This window comes from Janthinobacterium sp. GW458P, assembly GCF_002127585.1.
Lineage (GTDB): Bacteria > Pseudomonadota > Gammaproteobacteria > Burkholderiales > Burkholderiaceae_D > Janthinobacterium.
This window is the reverse complement of record NZ_NEGZ01000022.1, coordinates 80,612-100,965: the sequence shown is the minus strand read 5'-3', so window position 1 is coordinate 100,965 and position 20,354 is coordinate 80,612. Positions and strand designations below refer to the sequence as shown.

Genomic DNA, 20,354 nt, shown 5'->3' with positions numbered 1-20,354 from the left:
AGTCGCGGCCGCGCCGGCGGCCGATGCCGCCCCCGTGCAGAATGCGGCTGCGCCCATGTCGCGCGACGAGGAGCTGGTGCATGCCCGCCGCCTGCTTGAACACTCGCGCCAGGCCGTGCAGACGATGTTCGACGAGGCGCGCATGGGCAAGGCCTTGTCCGTGGGGCAGGCTTACGAACTGGTCGACGATATCGCCGCGTCGGTGTTGCGCGGCGGCAGCGTGCTGCTGGGACTGGCGCGCCTGAAAACGGCCGACAATTACACGTATATGCATTCGGTGGCCGTGTGCGCGCTGATGACGGCGCTGGCCACGGAGGTGGGCCTGGCGCCCGAGCAGGTGCGCTCGGCCGGCCTGGCGGGCCTGTTGCACGACATAGGCAAGATGGCCGTGCCTTCCGCCATCCTCAACAAGCCGGGCAGCCTGAGCGAAGCGGAATTTGGCTCGGTGCGCGCCCATCCGGCCGCCGGCCACCGCATGCTGCAGGAGGTGGGCGAGCTCGATCCGGTGGCGCTCGACGTGTGCCTGCACCACCATGAAAAACTCGATGGCAGCGGCTACCCGCACGGCTTGCGCGGCGAGGAAGTGAGCCTGTATGCGCGCATGGGCGCCATCTGCGACGTGTATGACGCGATCACCTCGAACCGGCCGTACAAGCAGGGCTGGTGTCCGGCCGATTCGCTGCGCCGCATGGCCGCCTGGCGCGGCGCGCACCTGGACGCGCAGCTGTTCGCCGCCTTCGTCAAATGCCTGGGCATCTATCCGCTGGGCACCCTGGTGCGGCTGCAATCGGAACGCCTGGCCGTGGTGGTGGGGCAGACGCCGGGCAAGCCGCTGACCCAGCCCACCGTGCGGGTATTTTTTTCCATCCGTGCCGGCACCTGCATCGTGCCATCGGTGATCGACCTGGCCGCACCGGGTTGCCAGGAGCGCATTGTTTCCACGGAAAGCGCGGAACGCTGGCGCTTGCAGGACGTGGAGCGCTACTGGGCCGGCGAACCCGCCATCGCTTAGCGGCTGGCAAGGGTGGAATAAAAGTACATTTTATTAATAGCAAAATATTAAAATAGTGGTGCCAGTGCCGTGCCTGCTTTCCTGACTGGCGACCGTGCCTTGTCCGCATACCCGTCGCCGTACGGGCTACCTCTGAGGATGTGACCATGCGACTTAATCTTCCCGTCAGCGATACCGAGATCACACTGAGCGATAGCGAGACCATCGTCTCGACTACCGACTTGCAAGGCAATATCACGTATGCGAATCCGTATTTCATCACTGTCAGCGGCTACAGCGCGGAAGAATTGATCGGCGCGCCGCAAAACATCCTGCGTCACCCGGACATGCCGGTGGAAGCGTTTGCCGATTTCTGGGCCACCATCCGCTCGGGACGCTCGTGGAGCGGCATGGTCAAGAACCGCTGCAAGAACGGCGATTTTTACTGGGTGCTGGCGAACGTGACGCCCGTGGTCGAGGATGGCGTGGCCGTCGGCTACATGTCCGTGCGCACCAAGCCCACGCGCCAGCAGGTGGCGCAGGCGTCGGCCCTGTACGCGCGCATCAAGGCGGGCCAGGCCGACGGCATCGCCCTGAGCCAGGGCGCCGCCGTGCGCACGGGCTGGCTGGCCCGGCTGCTCAGCGTGCGCGACATGGCGCTGGGCCGTCGCATCGCCTGGAACCTGGGCGCGCTGGTGCTGCTGTTGCTGCTGCAGCTGGGGTGGGATGCCGGCCTGTTGCCGGCCGCGGCCCATGGCTGGCTGACGGGGCTGTCCGTGGCGGCCCTGTGCCTGACCCTGTATTTCTGGCATGCCTTGCACAAGGTGGTGCTGCAGCCGCTGCAGCGGGCGCGCCAGGCCTGCGACGTGATGGCGGGCGGCGACCTGACGGGCGAGCTCGACACGACGCGGCGCGACGAGATGGGGCAGCTGCTGCGCTCCTTGCGCCAGCTGCGCGTGAACCTGCATTCCATCGTCGGCGACGTGCGCGGCAACTTCCTGCGCATCAGCATGGCCAGCCAGGAAATCGCCGCCGGCAATATGGACCTGTCGGGCCGCACGGAGGCGCAGGCCTCGGCCCTGGAACAGACGGCGTCGAGCATGGAGCAGCTGGCCGCCACGGTGCAGCAAAACAGCGGCAATGCCGTGCAGGCCAGCGACATGGCGGGCAAGGTGCACGGTCTGGCCGGTCGCGGCGGCGAGATCGTCGGCCAGATGGTGACGATGATGGCGGACATTAACGCGTCATCGAGGAAGATCGGCGACATTACGGGCATTATCGAGGGCATCGCCTTCCAGACGAATATCCTGGCCCTGAACGCGGCCGTGGAAGCGGCGCGCGCGGGCGACCAGGGCCGTGGTTTTGCCGTCGTGGCCGGTGAGGTGCGCAGCCTGGCCCACCGCAGCGCGGCGGCGGCGACGGAAATCAAGCAGTTGATCACATCCTCGCTGGAACAGGTGCAGGCGGGCGCGCGGCTGGCGCAGCAGGCGGGCGCCAGCAGCGCCGAAATGCTGGGCGCGGTGCAGGGCGTGCATGGCATCATGGAAGAAATCGCCTCGGCCTCGCGCGAGCAAAGCCACGGCATCGGCCAGGTCAACATGGCCGTCACGCAGATGGATGAAGTGACGCAGCAGAACGCGGCCCTGGTGGAAGAGTCGGCGGCCGCTTCCGCATCGCTGCAAGACCAGGCCTTGCAGCTGGAGCAAGCCATGGCCCTGTTCAAGCTGGAGCGGCGGCGCGGCGGCCCGCCCGCGCCCGCGCCGGAGCGCCGCGTTACAGCAGGCGCTCTGACAGCGCCTTGAAGGGAACCTTGGGCACGAGAAAGGCGAACGGGGCGGACAGGGGCGGCAACTGCGCCAGCAAGCCGCAGTCGGCGCGCAAGGCCGTCAGCGCTTGTACTTGATCCAGATCAACGGGCAAGTCGATTTCGCCGAAGACCAGCTTGCCATTGCGCGGCACGGACGCGATGGCCGCATCCTGGCAAGCGAGGAAGGCGACGGCGTCGCGCCAGCTGCCGAACAGCTGTTGCCAGTGGCCATCGAGGGCCTTGCCGCCGCCGATGGCGGCCTGCACGTCCAACGGTGGAGCGCTGCCGGCGCCGCCGGCAATGGCGCAATGGGCTTGCTTGGCAGAAACATCCAGCGTCATGGCGTTCGCCAGGTGCGTCGGCAGGATGTCGCTGAACAGCCGCGTGCCCAGCGCATGGGGCAGGCTGTCCATGATATTTTTCAGGAAGTACACGCAGGGCACGTCCGGCGCGCCCGCTGGCGTGTGGTCCAGGTACAGCCGCCAGTTGCTTTGCAGCGGAGACGGCATCCGCCGGCGCAAGGGCCCCAGCAGGGCGGGGCCGAAATGGCCGTGGCGGTAGGTCAGCACGGTGAACGGCGTCTTGCCGTCGCGCTGCCACAGGGCCACGCCTGGCGGCAATAATTTCTGCGCGGCAGCGGCGTCGACCAGCCAGCTCACGTAGACGACATCGCGCACGTCGCTGTGCAGTGTCAGGAAGGGCAGGCGCGACATGACAGCCTGGCGCAGATGGGCAAAGCGCGCGCAGTTGGCGAGCGCGGCAAACAGGCGCCCCGGCCAGCCCGCGCGCGGGTGGCGGTAAGTGTTGTCTTGCAATTGGGAACTTTCGGGAAAGGCGCGGAGGGTTGATACGCTAACGCTGCAACGCCCGTCCACATCATCGCGAGCGGCAGCGATGTGTGGCCGAGACGCGCAGCTGTGCTGGAGCACAGCGAGCATCGCAGGCCGCACAGGGCGCCGCGCAGCCGATGTGGGCGGGCGTCACTATTATTGCATGTGCCAGCCGTGGCTGACGACGATGGATTGTCCGCTCAGTGCCGTCGACGGGAACGCGGCCAGGAACACGGCCGTTTGCGCCACGTCCTGCGTGGTGGTGAATTCGCCGTCGATGGTGTCTTTCAGCATGACTTTCTTGATCACGTCTTCTTCGCTGATGTTCAGCTGGGCCGCCTGTTCGGGGATTTGCTTGTCGACCAGCGGCGTGCGCACGAAGCCGGGGCAGATGACGTTGGCGCGGATGCCATCCTTAGCACCTTCCTTGGCCACCACCTTGGCCAGGCCCAGCAAACCATGCTTGGCGGCAACGTAAGCGCTCTTGAACGGCGAGCCTTCGTGCGAGTGCACGGAGCCCATGTAGATGATGGCGCCGCCGCGGCCGGCCTTGAGCATTTCGCGCATGCAGGCGCGCGTGGTGAGGAAGGCGCCGTCCATGTGAATGGCCAGCATCTTCTTCCACTGCTCGAACGGGTAGTCGACGACGGGGCTGATGATCTGGATGCCCGCATTGCTGATCAGAATGTCGATGCCGCCGAAGTGGGCCGCGGCGTCCGCCACGCCCTTGTCGACCTGCTCTTCGCTGGAGACGTCCATGGCGACGGCAAACGCCTGGCCGCCAGACTGCTTGATTTCCTCGGCCGTCTTGCTGGCCGCTTCCAGGGCCAGGTCGGCGATGACGACCTTGGCGCCCTGTTTGGCGTATTCGATGGCCATTTCCTTGCCGATACCACTGGCGGCGCCGGTAATCAGTGCGACTTTGTCTTTGAGTTGCATATTAATCCTTTGCATTGCGGGTTGGAGTGATGGTGGGAGCCTGACATGCCAGTATAGCCAGAAAACGGGCAGGGCATGGCGCGCGCACGCCAGTCAGGCGGCCTGTCCGGCCTGCAGTTCCTGCAGGCGCCAGGCGCCGGGATTGGTGCCGGACCAGGTGCGGAACGCATGGTTGAACGCGCTTTGCTCCTGGTAGCCGAGCAGGAAGGCGATGTCGACCAGCGACAGGCCCGGCTGGCGCAGATAGTCGCGCGCCAGGCCGTACCTGGCCTGATCCAGCAGGGCCTGGAAACTGGTGCCCGCGTCGGCCAGCTTGCGCTGCAGGGTGCGCGGCGTGACGGCCAGCGCGGCGGCCACGTCCGCCAGCCTGGCCGGACCCTGGCGCAGGCCGGCCACGATGGCCGCCTGCACCTGCGCGCCGATGCCGCCGCCCGCCTCGGCCTGGCGCTGCGCCAGCAATTGTTCCGCGTGCTGGCACAGCACGGGATACAGGCTGACGTCGGCATTCGGCACGGGCCAGTCCAGCAATTGCGCATCGAAGGTGGCCGTGTTGGCGGGGGCGTTGAAGACGGGCAGGCTGCCCAGCACGCGCACGTATTCGTCGCGGTGCGCCGCGTGGCGCAGCAGCTCGCCGCCGCCGTCATGGGCAAATGCCAGCCGGGCCGGCGGCAGCGGCATGCCGGCCAGCCATTCGCCGCACACCTTGACGCCGGCAAAGACGCTGTCGACCAGGTGCCGGCTGGCGCCCGGGTAGTTGCTGGCCCAGCGGTAATGCGCGACGGCGCCGTCACGCTGCAGGGTCGAGCGTCCCAGGTCGTGCGCCAGCCGCTCGTAGCGGGCCGTCTGTTCCAGCGCCTGGCCCACGTTCTGGCAACTGAGCAAAATCAAGCCATACGCGCTGTACGTGCCCATGCGCACGCGCTGGCCCACGTGCAGGCCGAAATGCGCGTCGCCCGCCAGGCTGGCGCCCGCATCGAGCAGGCGCACGTAGTCGCGCGCGGCCAGGCCGGGCGCTGTCGCTTCCAGGCTGTGCGGCGGCACGCCGGCCGCCCGCGCCAGGGCGGCGGCAGCGATGCCGTGCGCGCCGGCCGCTTCCAGCAGCGGCTGCAGATAGGCGCCGGCGACCCGGCCGTCCGCGTGGTGGCTGTCAGTGCTTGTCATGATGGAACAATGCGATTGTCATGAAAAACCAATACCCGTCGTTTCTGGCGGCATATGCTGTTGAACAGGCAAGAACAGTATAGCAAGCCGCCGTGGCGCGCAACTGGCCCAACACAGGGGATGTCGATGCAACGCTGGAATGGCTGGGGTGACGAAAGCATCGTGTACGCGCTGGGCGCGGAGGCGCTGGCCTTCCTGGGCGAACGGCTGGGGCCGGGCACCGCCATTGCTGACGCCAGCTTCGAGGATGCCTGCGCGCAAGTTCCTGCCTCGCGCCTGGCGCCGCATCCGCTCATCGATACTACGCCGGCTGCGCGCGTGCGCCATGCGCTCGGTCAAAGCCTGCCCGACTGGTTCAAATTGCGCCACGGCCGCATCGGCGCGGTGCCCGATGGCGTGGCTTTTCCCGACAGCGGCCTGCAGGTGCGCCAGCTGCTCGATTACGCGCGCCAGGCCTGCGTGGCCGTCATCGCGCATGGCGGCGGCACCAGCGTGGCCGGACACCTGACGGTGGCGCCGGGCCCGCGCCCCGTGCTGTCGATCAACCTCACGCACCTGTGCGCGCTGGGCCACCTGGACGGCGAGGCGCTGCTGGCCACGTTCGGCGCGGGCGTGTACGGCCCTGACCTGGAAGCCCAGCTGCGCGCGCAGGGCTATACCCTGGGCCACTATCCGCAGTCGTTCGAGTATTCCACTTTGGGCGGCTGGATCGCCACGCGCTCGTCGGGCCAGCAATCGCTGCGCTATGGCCGCATCGAGCAGCTGTTCGCCGGCGGCGTGGTGGAAACGCCGGCCGGCACCCTGACGATTCCAACTTTCCCCGCGTCGGCGGCCGGCATCGACCTGCGCGAAATGGTGCTCGGCTCGGAGGGCCGCATCGGCATCGTGACGCAGGCCACCGTGCGCATTTCTCCGCTGCCGCCGTACGAAGCGTTCCACGCCGTGTTCTTCGCCGCCTGGGAAGAGGCGCAGGCCGCCGTGCGCGCGCTGGCGCAGGCAAAACTGCCGCTGTCGCTGCTGCGCCTGTCGAACGGAGCGGAAACGCAAACCATGCTGACCCTGGCCGTGCACAAGAAACTGGTGGGATTATTGGAACGCTATCTGTCCCTGCGCGGCTGCGGGGAAGGCAAGTGCATGCTGATGGTGGGCGTCAGCGGAGAGGAAAAGCCGGCGCGCGCGGCCCTGCGCGGCGCCCTGGCGCTGGCGCGGCGGCACAAGGGCGTGCACGTGGGACGGCACATGGGCGAAAAATGGAAGCAGGGACGCTTTCGCAATGTCTACCTGCGCAACGGCGCCTGGGAACACGGCTATGTCATCGACACGGTGGAGACGGCCGTCGACTGGCCCCGCGTGGCGCCCATGATGGCGGCGCTGGAGCAGGCGGGCCGCACCGCGCTGGCCGCGCACGGCGAGCAGGTGCACGCCTACACGCATTTGTCGCACCTGTACCCGCAGGGCGCCAGCGTCTACACCACGTATGTGTACCGGCTGGCGCCCACGTTCGAGGAAAACATGGCGCGCTGGCGTACCTTGAAAGACGCGGCCGGCGCCGCCATCGTCGCCAACGGCGGCACCATCAGCCACCAGCACGGCGTCGGCACGGACCACGCGCCGTGGCTGATGGCCGAAAAGGGGGAACTGGGCATCGCCGCCATGCGCGCGCTGCTGCGCCAGATGGACCCGCAGGGCATGATGAATCCCGGTAAACTGCTGCCCGACGCCGGCGGTCCGTCATGAACAGGGCAGAGCTGCCTGGCCTCCTGGCGCGCGAGTGGGATGTGCTGATCGTCGGCGGCGGCATCACGGGCGCCGGCATCCTGCTCGAAGCATCGCGGCGCGGCTTGACGGCGCTGCTGGTGGAGCAGCGCGATTTCGCCTGGGGCACGTCGAGCCGTTCGTCGAAGCTGGTGCACGGCGGCTTGCGCTACCTCAAGCAGGGACAGTTCGCGCTGACGCGCGAGTCGGTGCATGAGCGGCAAGCCTTGCTGACGGATGCGGCGGGGCTGGTCGAGTCGCAGGGCTTTGCCTTTGGCGACTACGTAGGCCGCCGGCCGGGGCGGCGCCAGTTCATGCTGGGCCTGGCCATCTACGACGTGATGGCGGGCAAGCGCGCGCGCCGCTATGTCGCCGCAGACGATTTTGCCATGCTGGCGCCGCACGTCCGGCGCGACGGCCTGCGCGGCGGCATGCTGTACCAGGACGCCAAGACCGATGATGCGCGCCTGGTGCTGCGGGTGCTGCAGGAGGCGCGGCGCCATGGCGGCGTGGCCGTCAATTACCTGGGCGTGGCATCGCTGCTGCGTGAAAATGAACAGGTCGTCGGCGCCACGCTGAAGGATGCCGTCGGCGGCGGCACGCCGGCCGTGCGCGCGCGCCTGGTGATCAGCGCCACGGGCGCCTGGGCCGACGCCTTGCGCGGCCAGGTGGGCGAGCAGCCGAAACTGCGGCCCCTGCGCGGCAGCCATCTGCTGCTGCCCGCCTGGCGTTTGCCGCTGGCGCAGGCCGTCAGCCTGATGCACCCGCACGATGGCCGCCCCGTCTTCGCCTATCCGTGGGAGGGCGTAACCCTGGTCGGCACCACCGATGTCGACCACGCCGGCGGCCTGGAAAGCGAGGCGGCCATCACGCGCGGCGAGCTCGATTACCTGCTGGCCGCGCTGCGCTGGCAGTTCCCGCAGCTGGCGCTGGGCGAAGACGACGTGCTGGCCACGTTTGCCGGCGTGCGTCCCGTCATCGACAGCGGCCAGCTTGACCCGTCGAAGGAAGCGCGCGAACATGCGCTGTGGCTGGAAAACGGCTTGCTGACGGTGGCGGGCGGCAAGCTGACGACGTTTCGCGTGATCGCCCTCGATGCGTTGCGCCGCGCCGCGCCGCTGCTGCCGGGCTGGCAGGCGGACCTGCGCCCGCTGCCTGTTTTTGACGCAGTGCCGGCCCTGTCGGGCAAGGCCTTGCGGCTCGATGGCGAACAGCGCGCGCGCCTGCTGGGCCGCCACGGCGCGGCCGCGCAGGCGCTGTGCGATGCGGCGCTGGACGGCGAACTGGCGCCGGTGCCCGGCACGCAGACCCTGTGGGCGCAGCTGCGCTGGGGCGCGCGCAGCGAGGACGTACAGCACCTGGACGACCTGCTGCTGCGGCGCACGCGCCTCGGTTTGCAGCTGGCCGGCGGCGCGCTTGCTATCATGCCGCGCTTGCGCGCCATCTGCCAGCATGAGCTGGGGTGGAGTGATGCGCGCTGGGAGGAAGAACAGCAGCGCTACCTGGCCCTGTGGCGCCGCCATTACAGCGTGCCGCAGGGCGATTGAAAACCATAAGAATAAACAAGAGGAGAGCATCATCGACACCACCCTGTTTGGCCAGCATCTGGCGCTGGGCGACGCGCGCATCACCTACGACAGCCTGTCGCCGCTGGACCTGCGCCAGCCGTTGGCCGCCCTCGTCGACGAGCTGGGCGAAGACCTGCTGCAAATCACGTGCGCAAACGGCGCTATCGTCGACCTGGGCTGGTATCCGGCATGGAGCGTAGAGGGGCGCCTGCGCGTGGTGGCCGTGCGGGATCAGGACTGGGAAGCGCCCGTCTTCAGCGCCCGGCCGGAGCTGACGCCGCAAGCGCTGCTGCATGCGCTGCGCGCCGCGCTGGCCAGCGTGGCGTAAGCCATGGCCTCCGCGGCGGGCAATGGCCCGTATATCCTCGCCATCGACAATGGCACGCAAAGCGTGCGCGCGCTGCTGTTCGACCGCGAGGGGACGCTGGCGGCCAAGGCGCAGGTTTTCCTGGAAGCGTATTATTCCGACCACCCCGGCTGGGCCGAGCACGACGCCGACGGCTACTGGCTAGCCGTGTGCGCAGCGTGCCAGCAGCTGTGGCGCGGCACGGACATTGCCAAATCCGCGGTGGCCGGCGTGGCCGTCACCACGCAGCGCGGCACGGTGGTCAACGTGGATGCACACGGCGCGCCGCTGCGCCCCGCCATCACCTGGCTGGACCAGCGCAGCACGCGCGATATTCCCCGCCTGGCGCCGTGGTGGCGCGCCCTGTTCCGCGCCACGCGCCTCGATGGCACGATCACGTACTTCCGCCGCGAGGCCGAGATCAACTGGATTGCGGCGCAACAGCCCGACATCTGGCGCCGCACGCACAAATTCCTGCTGCTGTCGGGCTTTTTGAATCACCGCCTCTGCGGAAAATACATCGATTCAACGGGCTCGCAAGTGGCCTACATCCCGTTCGACTACAAGCGCCACGCCTGGGCCTGGCGCTTCGACTGGAAATGGCAGGCGCTGGCGATACGAAGTTCCATGCTGCCCGAGCTGGTGGCGCCGGGCGCGCGCATGGGCGCCATCACGGCATCGGCCGCCGCGGCGACGGGCATCCCGGAGGGCACGCCGCTGCTGGCGGCGGCCGCCGACAAGGCGTGCGAGGTGCTGGGCGCCGGCTGCGTCGAGCCGCACGTGGCGTGCCTGAGCTACGGCACCACGGCCACCATCAACACGACCAGCCGCAAATACGTGGAAGTGACGCGTTTTATCCCGCCGTACCCGGCCGCCATGCCGGGCGCCTACAGCACGGAAGTGCAGATTTTCCGCGGCTACTGGATGGTCAACTGGTTCAAGGAGCAGTTCGGCGACCGCGAACGGGCGGCGGCCGCCGAGGATGGCACGGGCCTCTCGGCCGAAGCGCTGTTCGACCGCCTGGTCGACGCCGTGCCGCCCGGCTCCATGGGCCTGATGCTGCAGCCGTACTGGAGTCCCGGCATCAAGGTGCCGGGGCCGGAAGCGAAGGGCGCCATGATCGGCTTTGGCGACGTGCATACGCGCGCGCACATCTACCGCGCCATCCTCGAAGGCCTGGCGTATGCGCTGCGCGAAGGCAAGGAGCGCATCGAGCAGCGCAGCGGCGTGGCGATTACGGAGCTGCGCATCGCGGGCGGCGGCTCGCAAAGCGACGCCGCCATGCAGCTGACGGCCGATATCTTCGGCTTGCCGGCCGCGCGCGCCCACGTGTATGAAAGCTCGGGCCTGGGCGCGGCCATCGCCGCCGCCGTGGGCCTGGGCTGGCATGCGGACTTTCCCGCCGCCGTGCAAGCCATGACGCGCAAGGGCAAGGTGTTCCAGCCCCATCCCGAGCACCGCAAAATCTATGAACAGCTGTACCGGCGCGTCTACCGCAAGATGTATGCGCGGCTGCAGCCCTTGTACCGCGAGATCGCCGACATCACCGGCTATCCGGAATAGCTACTCCTTAAATGCTATTGCGAATCATTCGCATCTAATATATGATGTGTTCCGCATTTCACTAAGGCAACTTATCCCGGTGACTGCAGCGTGCTGCCGGCCATGCGCCGGCGGCACGTTCGTGCGGGCAGAGCTCCGCCGCAACGCTTCCGTCAACGCCGCCGCTTGATCGTGCGCCGCCTGTCCTCTGCCCTGCGTTTTTTCATTCCAGCAGCATCAAGTTGCAAGCAAACCCAGGCAAGGATAGCGATGAAGAGCAGCAGCAAACAAGGATTGACCCCGCTGGCCGCCGCGCTGGCGCTGGCATTGGGGGGCGCGCAGGGCCATGCGTGGGCGGCAGCGAAGGCGGACAAGGCCGATGCGGTACAGATGCCGGCCATCAGCGTGTTTGGCGACGCCATCAGCGCCGGCACGGCCGGCCGCTCGTATATCAACAGCGCCGACATCGAACGCCAGCAGGCCGACAATGTCGCCTCCTTGCTCGACACCTTGCCCGGCGTGGACCTGGCCGGCACGGCCCGTCCCAGCGGCCAGAGCCTCAATATCTGGGGCTTCAATAAAGTGCAGGACGTGAAAGTCATCCTCGACGGCGTGCCCAAGGGCTTCGAGAAGTACCGCCAGGGTTCCATCTTCATCGAGCCGGAGCTGATCAAGCAGATCGAAGTGAACAAGGGCGCGCATACGAGCTTGTACGGCAATGGCGGCTTCGGCGGCGTCATCACGGTCGAGACCAAGGATGCGCAGGACTTGCTGGAAGGCGGCGAGAGCGCGGGCGCCATGCTCAAGTATTCGCGCCACTCGAACAATGGCGAAAACGACGCCACCGTGGCCGTCTACGGCCGCACGCAAGACGGTCGCTTCGACGCCATGGCTTTCACCACGCAGCGCAAGTCGGACGACTTGCGCAAACCCGATGGCAAGCCATTCCGCTTTTCCGCCATCGACGCGCCATCGAGCCTGGCCAAGCTGAATATCCGGCTGACGCCGGAGCAGCTGCTGACCCTGACGGCGATGAAGAGCGGCAGTTCGGGCTGGGGGCCGTTCGCCGCCATGGGCGAGGACGTGCCCACGCCGACCGAGGCGGAAATCAAAAAATATGGACTGGAGGAGGCGTGGCAGCGCAAGGCCGTGTACCGCGACCAGGACGACGACACCTATTCCGTGAAGTGGCAGTACGCGCCGCAGGATAATCCATGGATCAAGCTGACGGCCAGCGCCGGCTACTCGCACACGGACCAGCATGACAAGCGTCTGCCATCGGCTTCGCCGGGTTCCTACCTGGGCTCCCTGGGCAACGAGAGCTGGGCCTCGTACGTCGACCGCATTGCCGAGGTGCGCAACGAGAGCGTGTTTGTCACGGGCGCCGTGTCGCACGTGCTGCAAACGGGCCTGCAATGGCACAAGAACGTGCGCGACACCCTGATGTACTACCCGTCGTCGACGGCGCTGAAGGACCCCAGCTACAACTACGGCTACTTCCAGCCCTACTACATGCCGGCCGGGCGCCAGGAAACCACGGGGTTGTATCTGCAGGATGCCATCACCTATGGCAGCGTGACGCTGACGGCGGCGCTGCGCCACGACCGCGTCGTCTCCGAGGGCGTGCCGAACAAGGCGTCGCGCTACAACAGCCCGCTGCCGGCCGCAGGCCACGATTTCAGCGAAAAGGTGCACGCGGACTGGTCGCCCCGGCTGGGGCTGTTCTGGAAGGCGTCGGACAGCATGGCGCTGTTCGGCGACTTGAGCCGTACGTGGCGCGCGCCGACCATCGACGAGATGTATTCGAATGAATACTATGTGTCACCGCGCGTCGGTTCATCGACGCCGGCCACCAGCCGCACCCTGGCCGTCGAGCGCGTGACGGCCGTGCGCGCCGGCGCCATGCTGCACCGCCAGAACGTGTTCATGGAGCGCGACGACGCGCAGCTGCGCCTGACGGTCTACCGCAACCGCGTCAGCGACAATATCGGCCCGCGCCTGGGCGTGCTGGTCGAAGGCTACGAGCCGGGATCAGGCAAGGTGCCGCCGGCCCTGTCCGACTACCGCAACCTGGCCGGTTTCCATACGCAGGGCGTGGAAGTGGAGTCCTATTACAACTCGCCGCGCCTGTTTGCCAGCGCCTCGCTGTCGAAGCAGCGCGGCACCCGCACGGGATCGCAGCGCGACCCGTGGGGCGCGGATGAACCCGTGTCGACCATTGCGCCGGACAAGCTGATGGCGGGACTGGGCTGGCGCTTCCCCGACCTGGGCGCCAGCGTGGGCTGGCAGGGCCGTTTCGTGGCGAAGCAGGAGCGCGTGCTGCCGGTGGGGAGCGTGTACCGCTTGCCGCCGTCGAAGGGCTATGCGCTGCACACGCTGTTCGCATCGTGGAATGGCAGGCAAGGCGTCTGGCGCGGCACGGAAGTGCGCCTGACGGTCGATAATGTCTTCAACCGCAATTACATGCCTTACCTGAGCGAGGCGGTCACCGGCGTGGGGCGCAATGCGAAGTTGAGCGTGTCGAGAAAGTTTTGATTAATTTTAGGAATAGCGGGCCGGAGACGCGGGCCTGAGAAAATGCCGATGGCGGCGTTGCAGCTTCCTTGCCGTACATGCGTACTGTCTGCGTCGCTGCGCCTTGCCCTCGACATTTTTCAGGCCCGCTTGGCCCGGAGTGCCTTTTTTTTGTGACTTGGGCCTACTCCCGGTCCGTTGCATGTTCCGTTGAACTTCCAACTTCAAACGTCAACGTAAAATGATCGCCTTGACCGTTTCCCAGGCCGCGCTGCCCGACTGCGTGGCGCGCACCTGGTTGCGGCCCCCTTCCTTGGCCACGTACAGGGCGCGGTCGGCGGCGACGAACAGCGCTTCGCGGTCGTCCAGCTGGTGCGGGTGGATGGTTGCCACGCCGATGCTGACGGTAATCCACGGCGAGGTGCTTGACCGCGGATGCGGCAGTTGCAGCGCTTCGATGCTGGCGCGAATGGCCTCGGCCAGGTGCAGGGCGCTGTCGGCATCCGTGTCGGCAAACAGCAGGACGAATTCCTCGCCGCCGTAGCGGGCCGCCAGGTCGCCGGAGCGGCTGGCGTGCGCATCGATGGCTTGCGCCACCCGCTGCAGGCAGCTGTCGCCGGCGGGGTGTCCCAGGCTGTCGTTGTACAGTTTGAAATGGTCGACGTCGAGTACTACCAGCGACAGGGCGCCGCCGCCGCGCACGGCGCGTTGCCACTCTTTTTCCAGGAAACTGTCGAAATGCCGGCGGTTGGCGATTTTCGTCAGCGGATCGAGGTAGGCGGCGCGCTGCAATGCGTCTTCCGACTGCTTGTGGTGCGTGATGTCGTGCAGCAGGCCGATATACAGGGGCTGGCGCAGATACATGGGCGTCAGGGTCAGATCCATGCTCAGCGTCGCGCCGTTGCGGTGGCGGATCGCCACTTCGCGCGTGCCGTGGTTGTGCGCCGTCTCCGGATTGGCCGCGTACATGGCGAAGTAATCGAGGTATTCCTGTGTCACCAGGGGGCTGAGCAGCTCGCCGATGGAGCGCCCGGCCAGCTCGTTTTCGCGGTAGCCCAGGTACTGGTCGCAGGCGGGATTGGTGTACTGGATGCGGCCGTCGGCCTCGATGATCAGCAGGCCTTCGGCCATGTTGTTGACGATGGTGCGCAGGCGTTCGGCCTGTTCCTGCTGGGTTTCATTGTTGCTGCGGATTTGCAGCTGGGCGCGCACGCGCGCGCACACTTCGGCCATGCGCAGCGGCTTGCTGATGTAATCGACGGCGCCGCAGTCGAAGCCGGCCACCACGTCTTCCGTTTCCGTCTTGGCGCTCATGAAGATGACGGGGATGCGCTGCGTCAGCGGATGCTGCTTGAGGCGGCGGCAGGTTTCGATGCCGTCCATGTCGGGCATCAGCACGTCGAGCAGGATCAGGTCGGGATGGGCGCGCTGGGCGATCGCCAGCGCCCGTTCGCCGGACGTGGCGACATAGGTTTGATACCCCTGTTCGCTCATCAGCTTGCGCAGCAGCTCAAGATTGGCCGGCGCATCATCGACAATCAAAATGGCGGCTTCATGCCGCTGGGAATATCCCACACTGCCTGGACTCATTGCTACCGGCCTTCTCGGATGTGCTGCGCGAGGCCAGCGTTTGCTGCACTTTCGGCGGCGCCGAAGCCCGCCAAGCCGCTGCCGCCACGCCTGATGGGCGGGCAGGGGCGTGCCGGGAGTGTTGTCCTGGCCGCCAACTGCGGACCCTGGGCGCGACACGTGTAGTCAAAGGCTGACCGGAGTCAAAACTGACGCTGTGGGCGAATCATACCGCCTTGTTAATTTATTGGGTAAAAAATGATGGTCGACGAGCGGGTAAAATATTATTTTTATGATACTTTTAAAAATAAATACACGAAGTTGCCGCCGTAAACGCTGTTTTTGGAAGACGAAGACGCGTGCCCGGCAGTGGGGTGCTGGGGCGGTGTGGCGGAAACGCCCCGCGCAAGGCGGGGCGTGAAGCGCGGATTTATACTTTGGCGGCGATCAGCTTGCCCAGAATGGCGATGCCCTCGCGGATGCGTTCCGGCGGCACCGTCACGAAGGACAGGCGCAGGGTGTGCGTGTCCGGCGTGTTGGCGTAGAACGGCGCGCCCGGCACGAAGGCCACCTTGTTGGCGATGGCTTCATCGAGCAGTTGCATGGCGTCGATGTGCTTCGGCAGGGTGACCCAGATGAACATGCCGCCTTCCGGCCTGGTCCAGGTGACGCCGGCCGGAAAGTGCTCTTCCAGGGCCGACAGCATGGCCTGGCACTGGTTGCCGTACAGGCTGCGGATGCTGGGGATATGCCGCTCCAGGAAGCCATCCTTGATCACTTCATGCACGACCATCTGCGTCAGCTGCGAGGTGTGCAGGTCGGCTGCCTGCTTGGCCAGCTCCAGGCGGCGCACCAGCGGCATCGGCGCCACCACGTAGCCGAGGCGGATGCCGGGCGTGAGCACCTTGGAGAACGAACCCATGTAGATGACGCCGTCCGGATTCATGTTGATCATCTTCGGGTACGGTTCGCCGCTGTAGCTGAGGGCGCCGTACGGATCATCCTCGATCAGCGGCAGGCCGTGGCGGGCGCAGGTTTCCACCAGTTCCACGCGGCGCGCCACGGACAGGCTGCGTCCCGTCGGGTTCTGGAAGTTCGGCAGCGCGTACAGCAGGCGCGCGCCGTCGGCGACGGGGTTGATCGACGACGGCACCAGGCCTTCGTCATCGGTATCGACGGACACGAATTGGGGGCGGTAGACGGAGAACGCCTGCAGCGCGCCCAGGTAGCTGGGGGTTTCCACCAATACCTTGCTGCCTTCGTCGATGAGGACCTTGCCCAGCAAGTCCAGCGCCTGCTGCGAGCCGGACGTCATCAGCACCTGTTCCGGCAGGATGGTGCTGCCATTGCCGGAGAGTGAGTCGGCGATCCACTGGCGCAGCGGCAGGTAGCCGTCGGTGGGGCCGTACTGCAGGGCCACTTTGCCATTGCTGGACAGGACCTTGTCGAAGGCCGTCTTCATTTCCTCGACGGGGAAGGTGGCGGGCGAGGGCAGGCCGCCGGCAAACGAAATGATCTCAGGGCGCTGCGTGATCTTCAGGATTTCGCGGATGAACGAGCTTTGCAGCTGTTCCGCGCGTTCGGCAAAGCGCCATTGGATCGGATTCGGATTTTCAATTTTCATACGAGTCTCACGGAAGATGCCGAGCTGCGCCGGCTGGATTTGTTGGCCCGCTTGTGGCGGTGCTTGAGCAAGCGGCGCCGGGTAGGCGCCGCCAAAGTGCTGCTGTATTGTACGGCTTGTACGCCACTCTGCCCATCCGCACGCGGCGCGGCGTTGCAAACGGGCCTCAGCAGCGCCGTATTCATGGCGCTTTATTTCAGCTTGCGCCCGGCCGCCACCACGGCGATCACGGCGCCGGCAAACAGCAGGCTGGAACCCGTCAGTGGCTCGCCCAGCAGCACGGCGGCGCCCAGCAGGGTGAGGAAGGGCTGCAGCAGCTGCGTCTGTCCGACGCGGGCCACGCCGCCCAGCGCCATGCCCCGGTACCAGAAAAAGAAGCCGATGAACATGGAAATCACGGAAATATAGGCAAAGCCCAGCCAGGCGGCGGCGCTGGCCTGCGCCATCAGCGCGCGCTGCGGCCAGGCGCTCCACAGCACCACGGGCAGGACAAAGGGCACGGCCAGCAGCAGGGCCCAGGAAATGACGTGCTGGCCCGGCATGGCTTGCGCCAGGCGCCCCCCTTCCGCATAGCCGAGTGCGCCGAGCAGCACGGCGGCGAACATCAGCACGTCGGCCAGGTGAAAGCTGCCGCCGCCCTGGCGTAGCGCGAACACCACCACCAGCGCCGTGCCGAGCAGGGCCATCAGCCAGAAGCCCGCAGACGGACGTTCCTTGCCGCGCAGCACGGCAAACGCGGCCGTCGCCAGCGGCAGGATGCCGACCAGGACGGCGCCGTGCGAGGCGGGCAGGCTGCGCATGGCGATCGACGTCAGCCAGGGAAAGCCCAGCACGCAGCCCAGCGACACCAGGGCCAGCGGCAGCCATTGTTCACGGCGCGGCAACGGCGCCCGCGCATGCCATAGCCACAGGCCGGCCAGGCCGGCGGCCACCAGTGCGCGGCCCAGGGCGACAAAGGTGGGATCGAGTTCGGCTACGGCCAGGCGCGTGAAGGGCAGGGTCAGGCTGAACAGGGCGACGGCGATCAGGCCCAGCAGCAAGCCCTTGCGGTCGTCGCGAAGGCGGGGCGGGTGGGCGGTAGGGGTGGCGGTGCTTGTGTGTGAAGACATGGGTTTCCTGGTGCGTGCGGTAAGGGAAAGGCATGGATTTGTATGCTCCATACTGCTATCCTAGGCGGGAATAGCAGTACAGTACAAATACACTTCAACGCATAATTTCACATACTGTAATGGTCATATGAGTAATACACCGGCCACACCAGCGCTGCCCTTGCTGTCGCGCGCCTCGGGCGAAACCCTGATCGACCAGATCGTCCGCTCGGTAGCGGCGCGCATCGACGACAAGCTGCTGCGCGGCGGCGCGCGCATGCCCTCGATCCGCCAGTGCGCGGCCAGCCTGAACGTGTCGTGCGCCACGGTGGTGGCCAGCTACGACAAGCTGGTGGCGCGCGACTATCTGGAATCGCGGCGCGGCGCCGGATTTTTCGTGCGCGAGCGCTCGCCGCTCAATGCCCTTGTGCCGCAGTCGCGTGGCGCGCAGGAAGACGCGGGCGCGCAAAAGTTCGATGTGGTATGGCTGATCCGCAATATGTTCCGCCAGACGCCAGCGATCCCCGCGCCAGGCTCCGGCATGCTGCCGCCGGAATGGCTGGACGGTGAACTCGTGGCGCGCGCCTTGCGCGATGTCAGCCGTCAGCCGAGCGCGCACATGCTCAGCTACGGCGCGCCGCAGGGTTTCTTGCCGTTGAGGCAACAGTTGCAGCTGAAACTGGCGAGTCTCGAAATCGCCTGCCCGCCCGAGCAGATCGTCACCACGGTGGGCGTGATGCAGGCGCTGGACCTGGTGGCGCGCGAATTCACGCGTCCCGGCGACACCATCCTGGTCGACGACCCCGCCTACTGGCTGATGTTCGGCGCCTTCGCCGCCATGGGCATGAAGGTGGTCGGCGTGCCGCGCCTGGGCGACGGTCCCGACATCGCCGTGCTGGCCGAAATGGCGGCGCTGCACCGGCCCAAGCTGTACGTGATCAATTCGGTGCTGCACAATCCCGGCTCCGGCTCGCTGTCGGCGGCCAAGGCCTTCCAGGTGCTGCGCCTGGCCGAGCAGCACGACTTCCTGGTGGTCGAGGACGACATCTATTGCGACATGCATCCGGGCGGCAGCGTGCAGGCGGCCACGCGCCTGGCCGCGCTGGACCAGCTGCGCCGCGTGATTTACCTGGGCGGCTTTTCCAAGAGCCTGTCGGCCAACCTGCGCGTGGGCTTCATCGCCACCTCGCCTGAATGGGCGCAGCGGCTGGCCGACCGCAAGATGCTGGCCACGCTCACCACCAGCGACATCGGCGAACGCGTGGTGTATAAAATCCTCTCGCAGGGCCTGTACCGCAAGCATGCGGAGCGCCTGCGCGCTCGCCTGGACAAGGTGCGCGAGGGCACGTACCGCCGCGCCGAGCGGGCGGGCCTGCGCTTCGATCCCGCGCCGGCCGGGATGTTCATCTGGGCCGACGCGGGCTGCGACACGAATGTGCTGGCCGAAAAAGCGCTGGCCGAAGGCCTGGTGCTCGGTCCCGGCAGCCTGTTTTCGCCGCGCCAGCTGCCGTCGACCTGCATGCGCCTGAACCTGGCCACGGTGCAGGACGAGCGGGTGTGGGCATTTTTCGACCGCGCGCTGGGATAGGCTGGCGCCGCTGTCTCATCGGCATGCGCCAGCCAGCAACGCGGCGCCTGGCTTCGTGCCGCGCGCGCCGTTGTTCAGGCGCGTCGGCGCTGGCGGCCTGTCACAGCCGCCAGCAGCGCCGCGCCGGCCAGCAGCATGCCGGCCTGCGCGGGTTCCGGCACCTCGACGACTCGCCACAGGGCGTAGGTGCCGGTGCCGACGAAATTGGTCTTGCCGACGTAAGGGCCATGGTCGTCCGGATAGCGCGGCGTTGTATATGTCAGCTGGAATTCGGCACTGTAGCCCCAGGGGTCGAAGAAATCCTTGAATTCGATGCGCTGTTCAAACTCCGCGGTGTCAAAGTAAGGCGTTAAGCCGCCGGTGGACACGTCGAGCATGGACGACACATTGTACTGTCCATAGCTGTCGCTGTAGCCACCGGAACTAAGCATCAAGATATTGCTTGGCGGTCGCAAATACGTGCTGGCGTGACTGGTGGGATCCGGGGTCCAGTTGTAGCGGCGGCTGCCCATCGTGATCTCGCCGGAAAAATACGCGGGAGCGCCATTGCTTGAGTTACTGGCGCCATGGATGTTCCCGGACTGACTCTCGGCAAGCGTCGACGTGTCGAGCAGGAACTTCATCGTATACGGCTTGCCGACTATCGACTCCCCCGTGGAGAACAGGAGCAAGTGGTCCTCGCCTTTGGCGACGATGCCGCTGACGCTGAATTCGATTATGGTCGCGTGCACCATCGCCGGCAGCGCCAGCATGCCGGCCAGCACACCGGAGCACAGGACCCGCGCGAATGCGTTGTGCTGGCGGGTGGGATTTTCTCGAGGGCGTGAAATCGCTGTTTGCATGCAACCCGGCGCAGCCCAGGACAGCGGTATGCGCGTATCAGCGGACATCTTCGACAGGCATTTCATGACTATCCCCTTCTTTATTTATAATGATGGAAAGTCAATATTAATGTCGGTGCTGCCTGCAAGGCGCTCAATTGATCAGATTGCTTTGTTATCGTTTTTGCTATTACTGTTGCGGAACAGGCGC

General features: G+C 66.5%; 15 protein-coding genes. 8 read left to right on the top strand and 7 right to left on the bottom strand.

Annotated features, from left to right (window positions below; translation table 11 throughout):
* Together CBW50_RS14480 and CBW50_RS14475 are read left to right on the top strand one after the other, a co-directional pair.
* Positions 1-1,012 (top strand): HD-GYP domain-containing protein (locus CBW50_RS14480; protein WP_086146201.1); only part of this gene is annotated, 1,012 nt, incomplete at its 5' end.
* Positions 1,013-1,158: 146 nt separating this feature from the next.
* The gene (locus CBW50_RS14475; RefSeq protein ID WP_086146200.1) at positions 1,159-2,793 is read left to right on the top strand and encodes a PAS domain-containing methyl-accepting chemotaxis protein; all 1,635 of its coding nucleotides are present in this window, start codon (positions 1,159-1,161) and stop codon (positions 2,791-2,793) included.
* Here the strand turns inward: CBW50_RS14475 and CBW50_RS14470 are convergent.
* From CBW50_RS14470 to CBW50_RS14460, 3 genes are all read right to left on the bottom strand, one after another.
* A complete protein-coding gene (locus CBW50_RS14470; protein WP_086146199.1) occupies positions 2,765-3,613 on the bottom strand; it encodes a DUF2071 domain-containing protein in 849 nt (282 codons plus the stop codon). The genes CBW50_RS14475 and CBW50_RS14470 overlap by 29 nt on opposite strands.
* A 171-nt stretch (positions 3,614-3,784) precedes the next feature.
* The gene (locus CBW50_RS14465) at positions 3,785-4,567 is read right to left on the bottom strand and encodes a 3-hydroxybutyrate dehydrogenase (RefSeq protein ID WP_086146198.1); all 783 of its coding nucleotides are present in this window, start codon (positions 4,565-4,567) and stop codon (positions 3,785-3,787) included.
* A 93-nt stretch (positions 4,568-4,660) separates the two neighbouring features.
* Positions 4,661-5,728 carry an AraC family transcriptional regulator gene (locus CBW50_RS14460; protein ID WP_086146197.1) on the bottom strand — a complete coding sequence of 356 codons (1,068 nt, stop codon included), beginning with the start codon at positions 5,726-5,728 and terminating at the stop codon, positions 4,661-4,663.
* A gap of 126 nt (positions 5,729-5,854) precedes the next feature.
* Here CBW50_RS14460 and CBW50_RS14455 point away from each other — a divergent pair, with 126 nt between their 5' ends.
* The 5 genes from CBW50_RS14455 (at position 5,855) to CBW50_RS14435 (ending at position 13,474) form a co-directional block, all read left to right on the top strand.
* A complete protein-coding gene (locus tag CBW50_RS14455; RefSeq protein ID WP_086146213.1) occupies positions 5,855-7,465 on the top strand; it encodes an FAD-binding oxidoreductase in 1,611 nt (536 codons plus the stop codon).
* The gene (locus tag CBW50_RS14450) at positions 7,462-9,030 is read left to right on the top strand and encodes a glycerol-3-phosphate dehydrogenase/oxidase (RefSeq protein WP_086146196.1); all 1,569 of its coding nucleotides are present in this window, start codon (positions 7,462-7,464) and stop codon (positions 9,028-9,030) included. Before CBW50_RS14455 ends, CBW50_RS14450 begins: the two co-directional genes overlap by 4 nt.
* Positions 8,954-9,379 (top strand): hypothetical protein, encoded by a 426-nt coding sequence (locus CBW50_RS14445; protein ID WP_086146195.1) that lies wholly within the window; start codon positions 8,954-8,956, stop codon positions 9,377-9,379. Before CBW50_RS14450 ends, CBW50_RS14445 begins: the two co-directional genes overlap by 77 nt.
* 3 nt (positions 9,380-9,382) lie before the next feature.
* Entirely contained in the window at positions 9,383-10,960 is a 1,578-nt protein-coding gene (locus tag CBW50_RS14440) for an FGGY-family carbohydrate kinase (protein ID WP_086146194.1), read from the top strand.
* Positions 10,961-11,209: 249 nt separating this feature from the next.
* Entirely contained in the window at positions 11,210-13,474 is a 2,265-nt protein-coding gene (locus CBW50_RS14435; protein ID WP_157792495.1) for a TonB-dependent hemoglobin/transferrin/lactoferrin family receptor, read from the top strand.
* Positions 13,475-13,684: 210 nt separating this feature from the next.
* Here CBW50_RS14435 and CBW50_RS14430 read toward each other — a convergent pair whose 3' ends face one another.
* The 3 genes from CBW50_RS14430 to CBW50_RS14420 form a co-directional block, all read right to left on the bottom strand.
* Positions 13,685-15,043: a diguanylate cyclase gene (locus tag CBW50_RS14430; protein WP_086146192.1), complete on the bottom strand. Its 1,359-nt coding sequence runs from the start codon at positions 15,041-15,043 to the stop codon at positions 13,685-13,687.
* Positions 15,044-15,452: 409 nt separating this feature from the next.
* Positions 15,453-16,646: a PLP-dependent aminotransferase family protein gene (locus CBW50_RS14425; protein WP_086146191.1), complete on the bottom strand. Its 1,194-nt coding sequence runs from the start codon at positions 16,644-16,646 to the stop codon at positions 15,453-15,455.
* A gap of 191 nt (positions 16,647-16,837) precedes the next feature.
* Positions 16,838-17,755, bottom strand: a complete 918-nt coding sequence (locus tag CBW50_RS14420; protein WP_086146190.1) for a DMT family transporter — start codon at positions 17,753-17,755, stop codon at positions 16,838-16,840.
* 127 nt (positions 17,756-17,882) lie between these two features.
* On the opposite strand from CBW50_RS14420, the gene CBW50_RS14415 reads away from it, so the two are divergent.
* Positions 17,883-19,322 carry a PLP-dependent aminotransferase family protein gene (locus CBW50_RS14415; RefSeq protein WP_086146189.1) on the top strand — a complete coding sequence of 480 codons (1,440 nt, stop codon included), beginning with the start codon at positions 17,883-17,885 and terminating at the stop codon, positions 19,320-19,322.
* A gap of 74 nt (positions 19,323-19,396) precedes the next feature.
* On the opposite strand, the gene CBW50_RS14410 is transcribed toward CBW50_RS14415, so the two are convergent.
* Entirely contained in the window at positions 19,397-20,230 is an 834-nt protein-coding gene (locus tag CBW50_RS14410) for a PEP-CTERM sorting domain-containing protein (RefSeq protein WP_139842516.1), read from the bottom strand.
* Positions 20,231-20,354 lie beyond the last annotated feature (124 nt).

Coding starts and splice junctions, on each gene's coding strand:
- CBW50_RS14475 (WP_086146200.1), top strand. CDS start 1,159: ATGCGACTTAATCTTCCCGTCAGCGATACCGAGATCACACTGAGCGAT.
- CBW50_RS14465 (WP_086146198.1), bottom strand. CDS start 4,567: ATGCAACTCAAAGACAAAGTCGCACTGATTACCGGCGCCGCCAGTGGT.
- CBW50_RS14460 (WP_086146197.1), bottom strand. CDS start 5,728: ATGACAAGCACTGACAGCCACCACGCGGACGGCCGGGTCGCCGGCGCC.
- CBW50_RS14455 (WP_086146213.1), top strand. CDS start 5,855: ATGCAACGCTGGAATGGCTGGGGTGACGAAAGCATCGTGTACGCGCTG.
- CBW50_RS14450 (WP_086146196.1), top strand. CDS start 7,462: ATGAACAGGGCAGAGCTGCCTGGCCTCCTGGCGCGCGAGTGGGATGTG.
- CBW50_RS14445 (WP_086146195.1), top strand. CDS start 8,954: ATGCGCGCTGGGAGGAAGAACAGCAGCGCTACCTGGCCCTGTGGCGCC.
- CBW50_RS14440 (WP_086146194.1), top strand. CDS start 9,383: ATGGCCTCCGCGGCGGGCAATGGCCCGTATATCCTCGCCATCGACAAT.
- CBW50_RS14435 (WP_157792495.1), top strand. CDS start 11,210: ATGAAGAGCAGCAGCAAACAAGGATTGACCCCGCTGGCCGCCGCGCTG.
- CBW50_RS14430 (WP_086146192.1), bottom strand. CDS start 15,043: ATGAGTCCAGGCAGTGTGGGATATTCCCAGCGGCATGAAGCCGCCATT.
- CBW50_RS14425 (WP_086146191.1), bottom strand. CDS start 16,646: ATGAAAATTGAAAATCCGAATCCGATCCAATGGCGCTTTGCCGAACGC.
- CBW50_RS14420 (WP_086146190.1), bottom strand. CDS start 17,755: ATGTCTTCACACACAAGCACCGCCACCCCTACCGCCCACCCGCCCCGC.
- CBW50_RS14415 (WP_086146189.1), top strand. CDS start 17,883: ATGAGTAATACACCGGCCACACCAGCGCTGCCCTTGCTGTCGCGCGCC.
- CBW50_RS14410 (WP_139842516.1), bottom strand. CDS start 20,230: ATGAAATGCCTGTCGAAGATGTCCGCTGATACGCGCATACCGCTGTCC.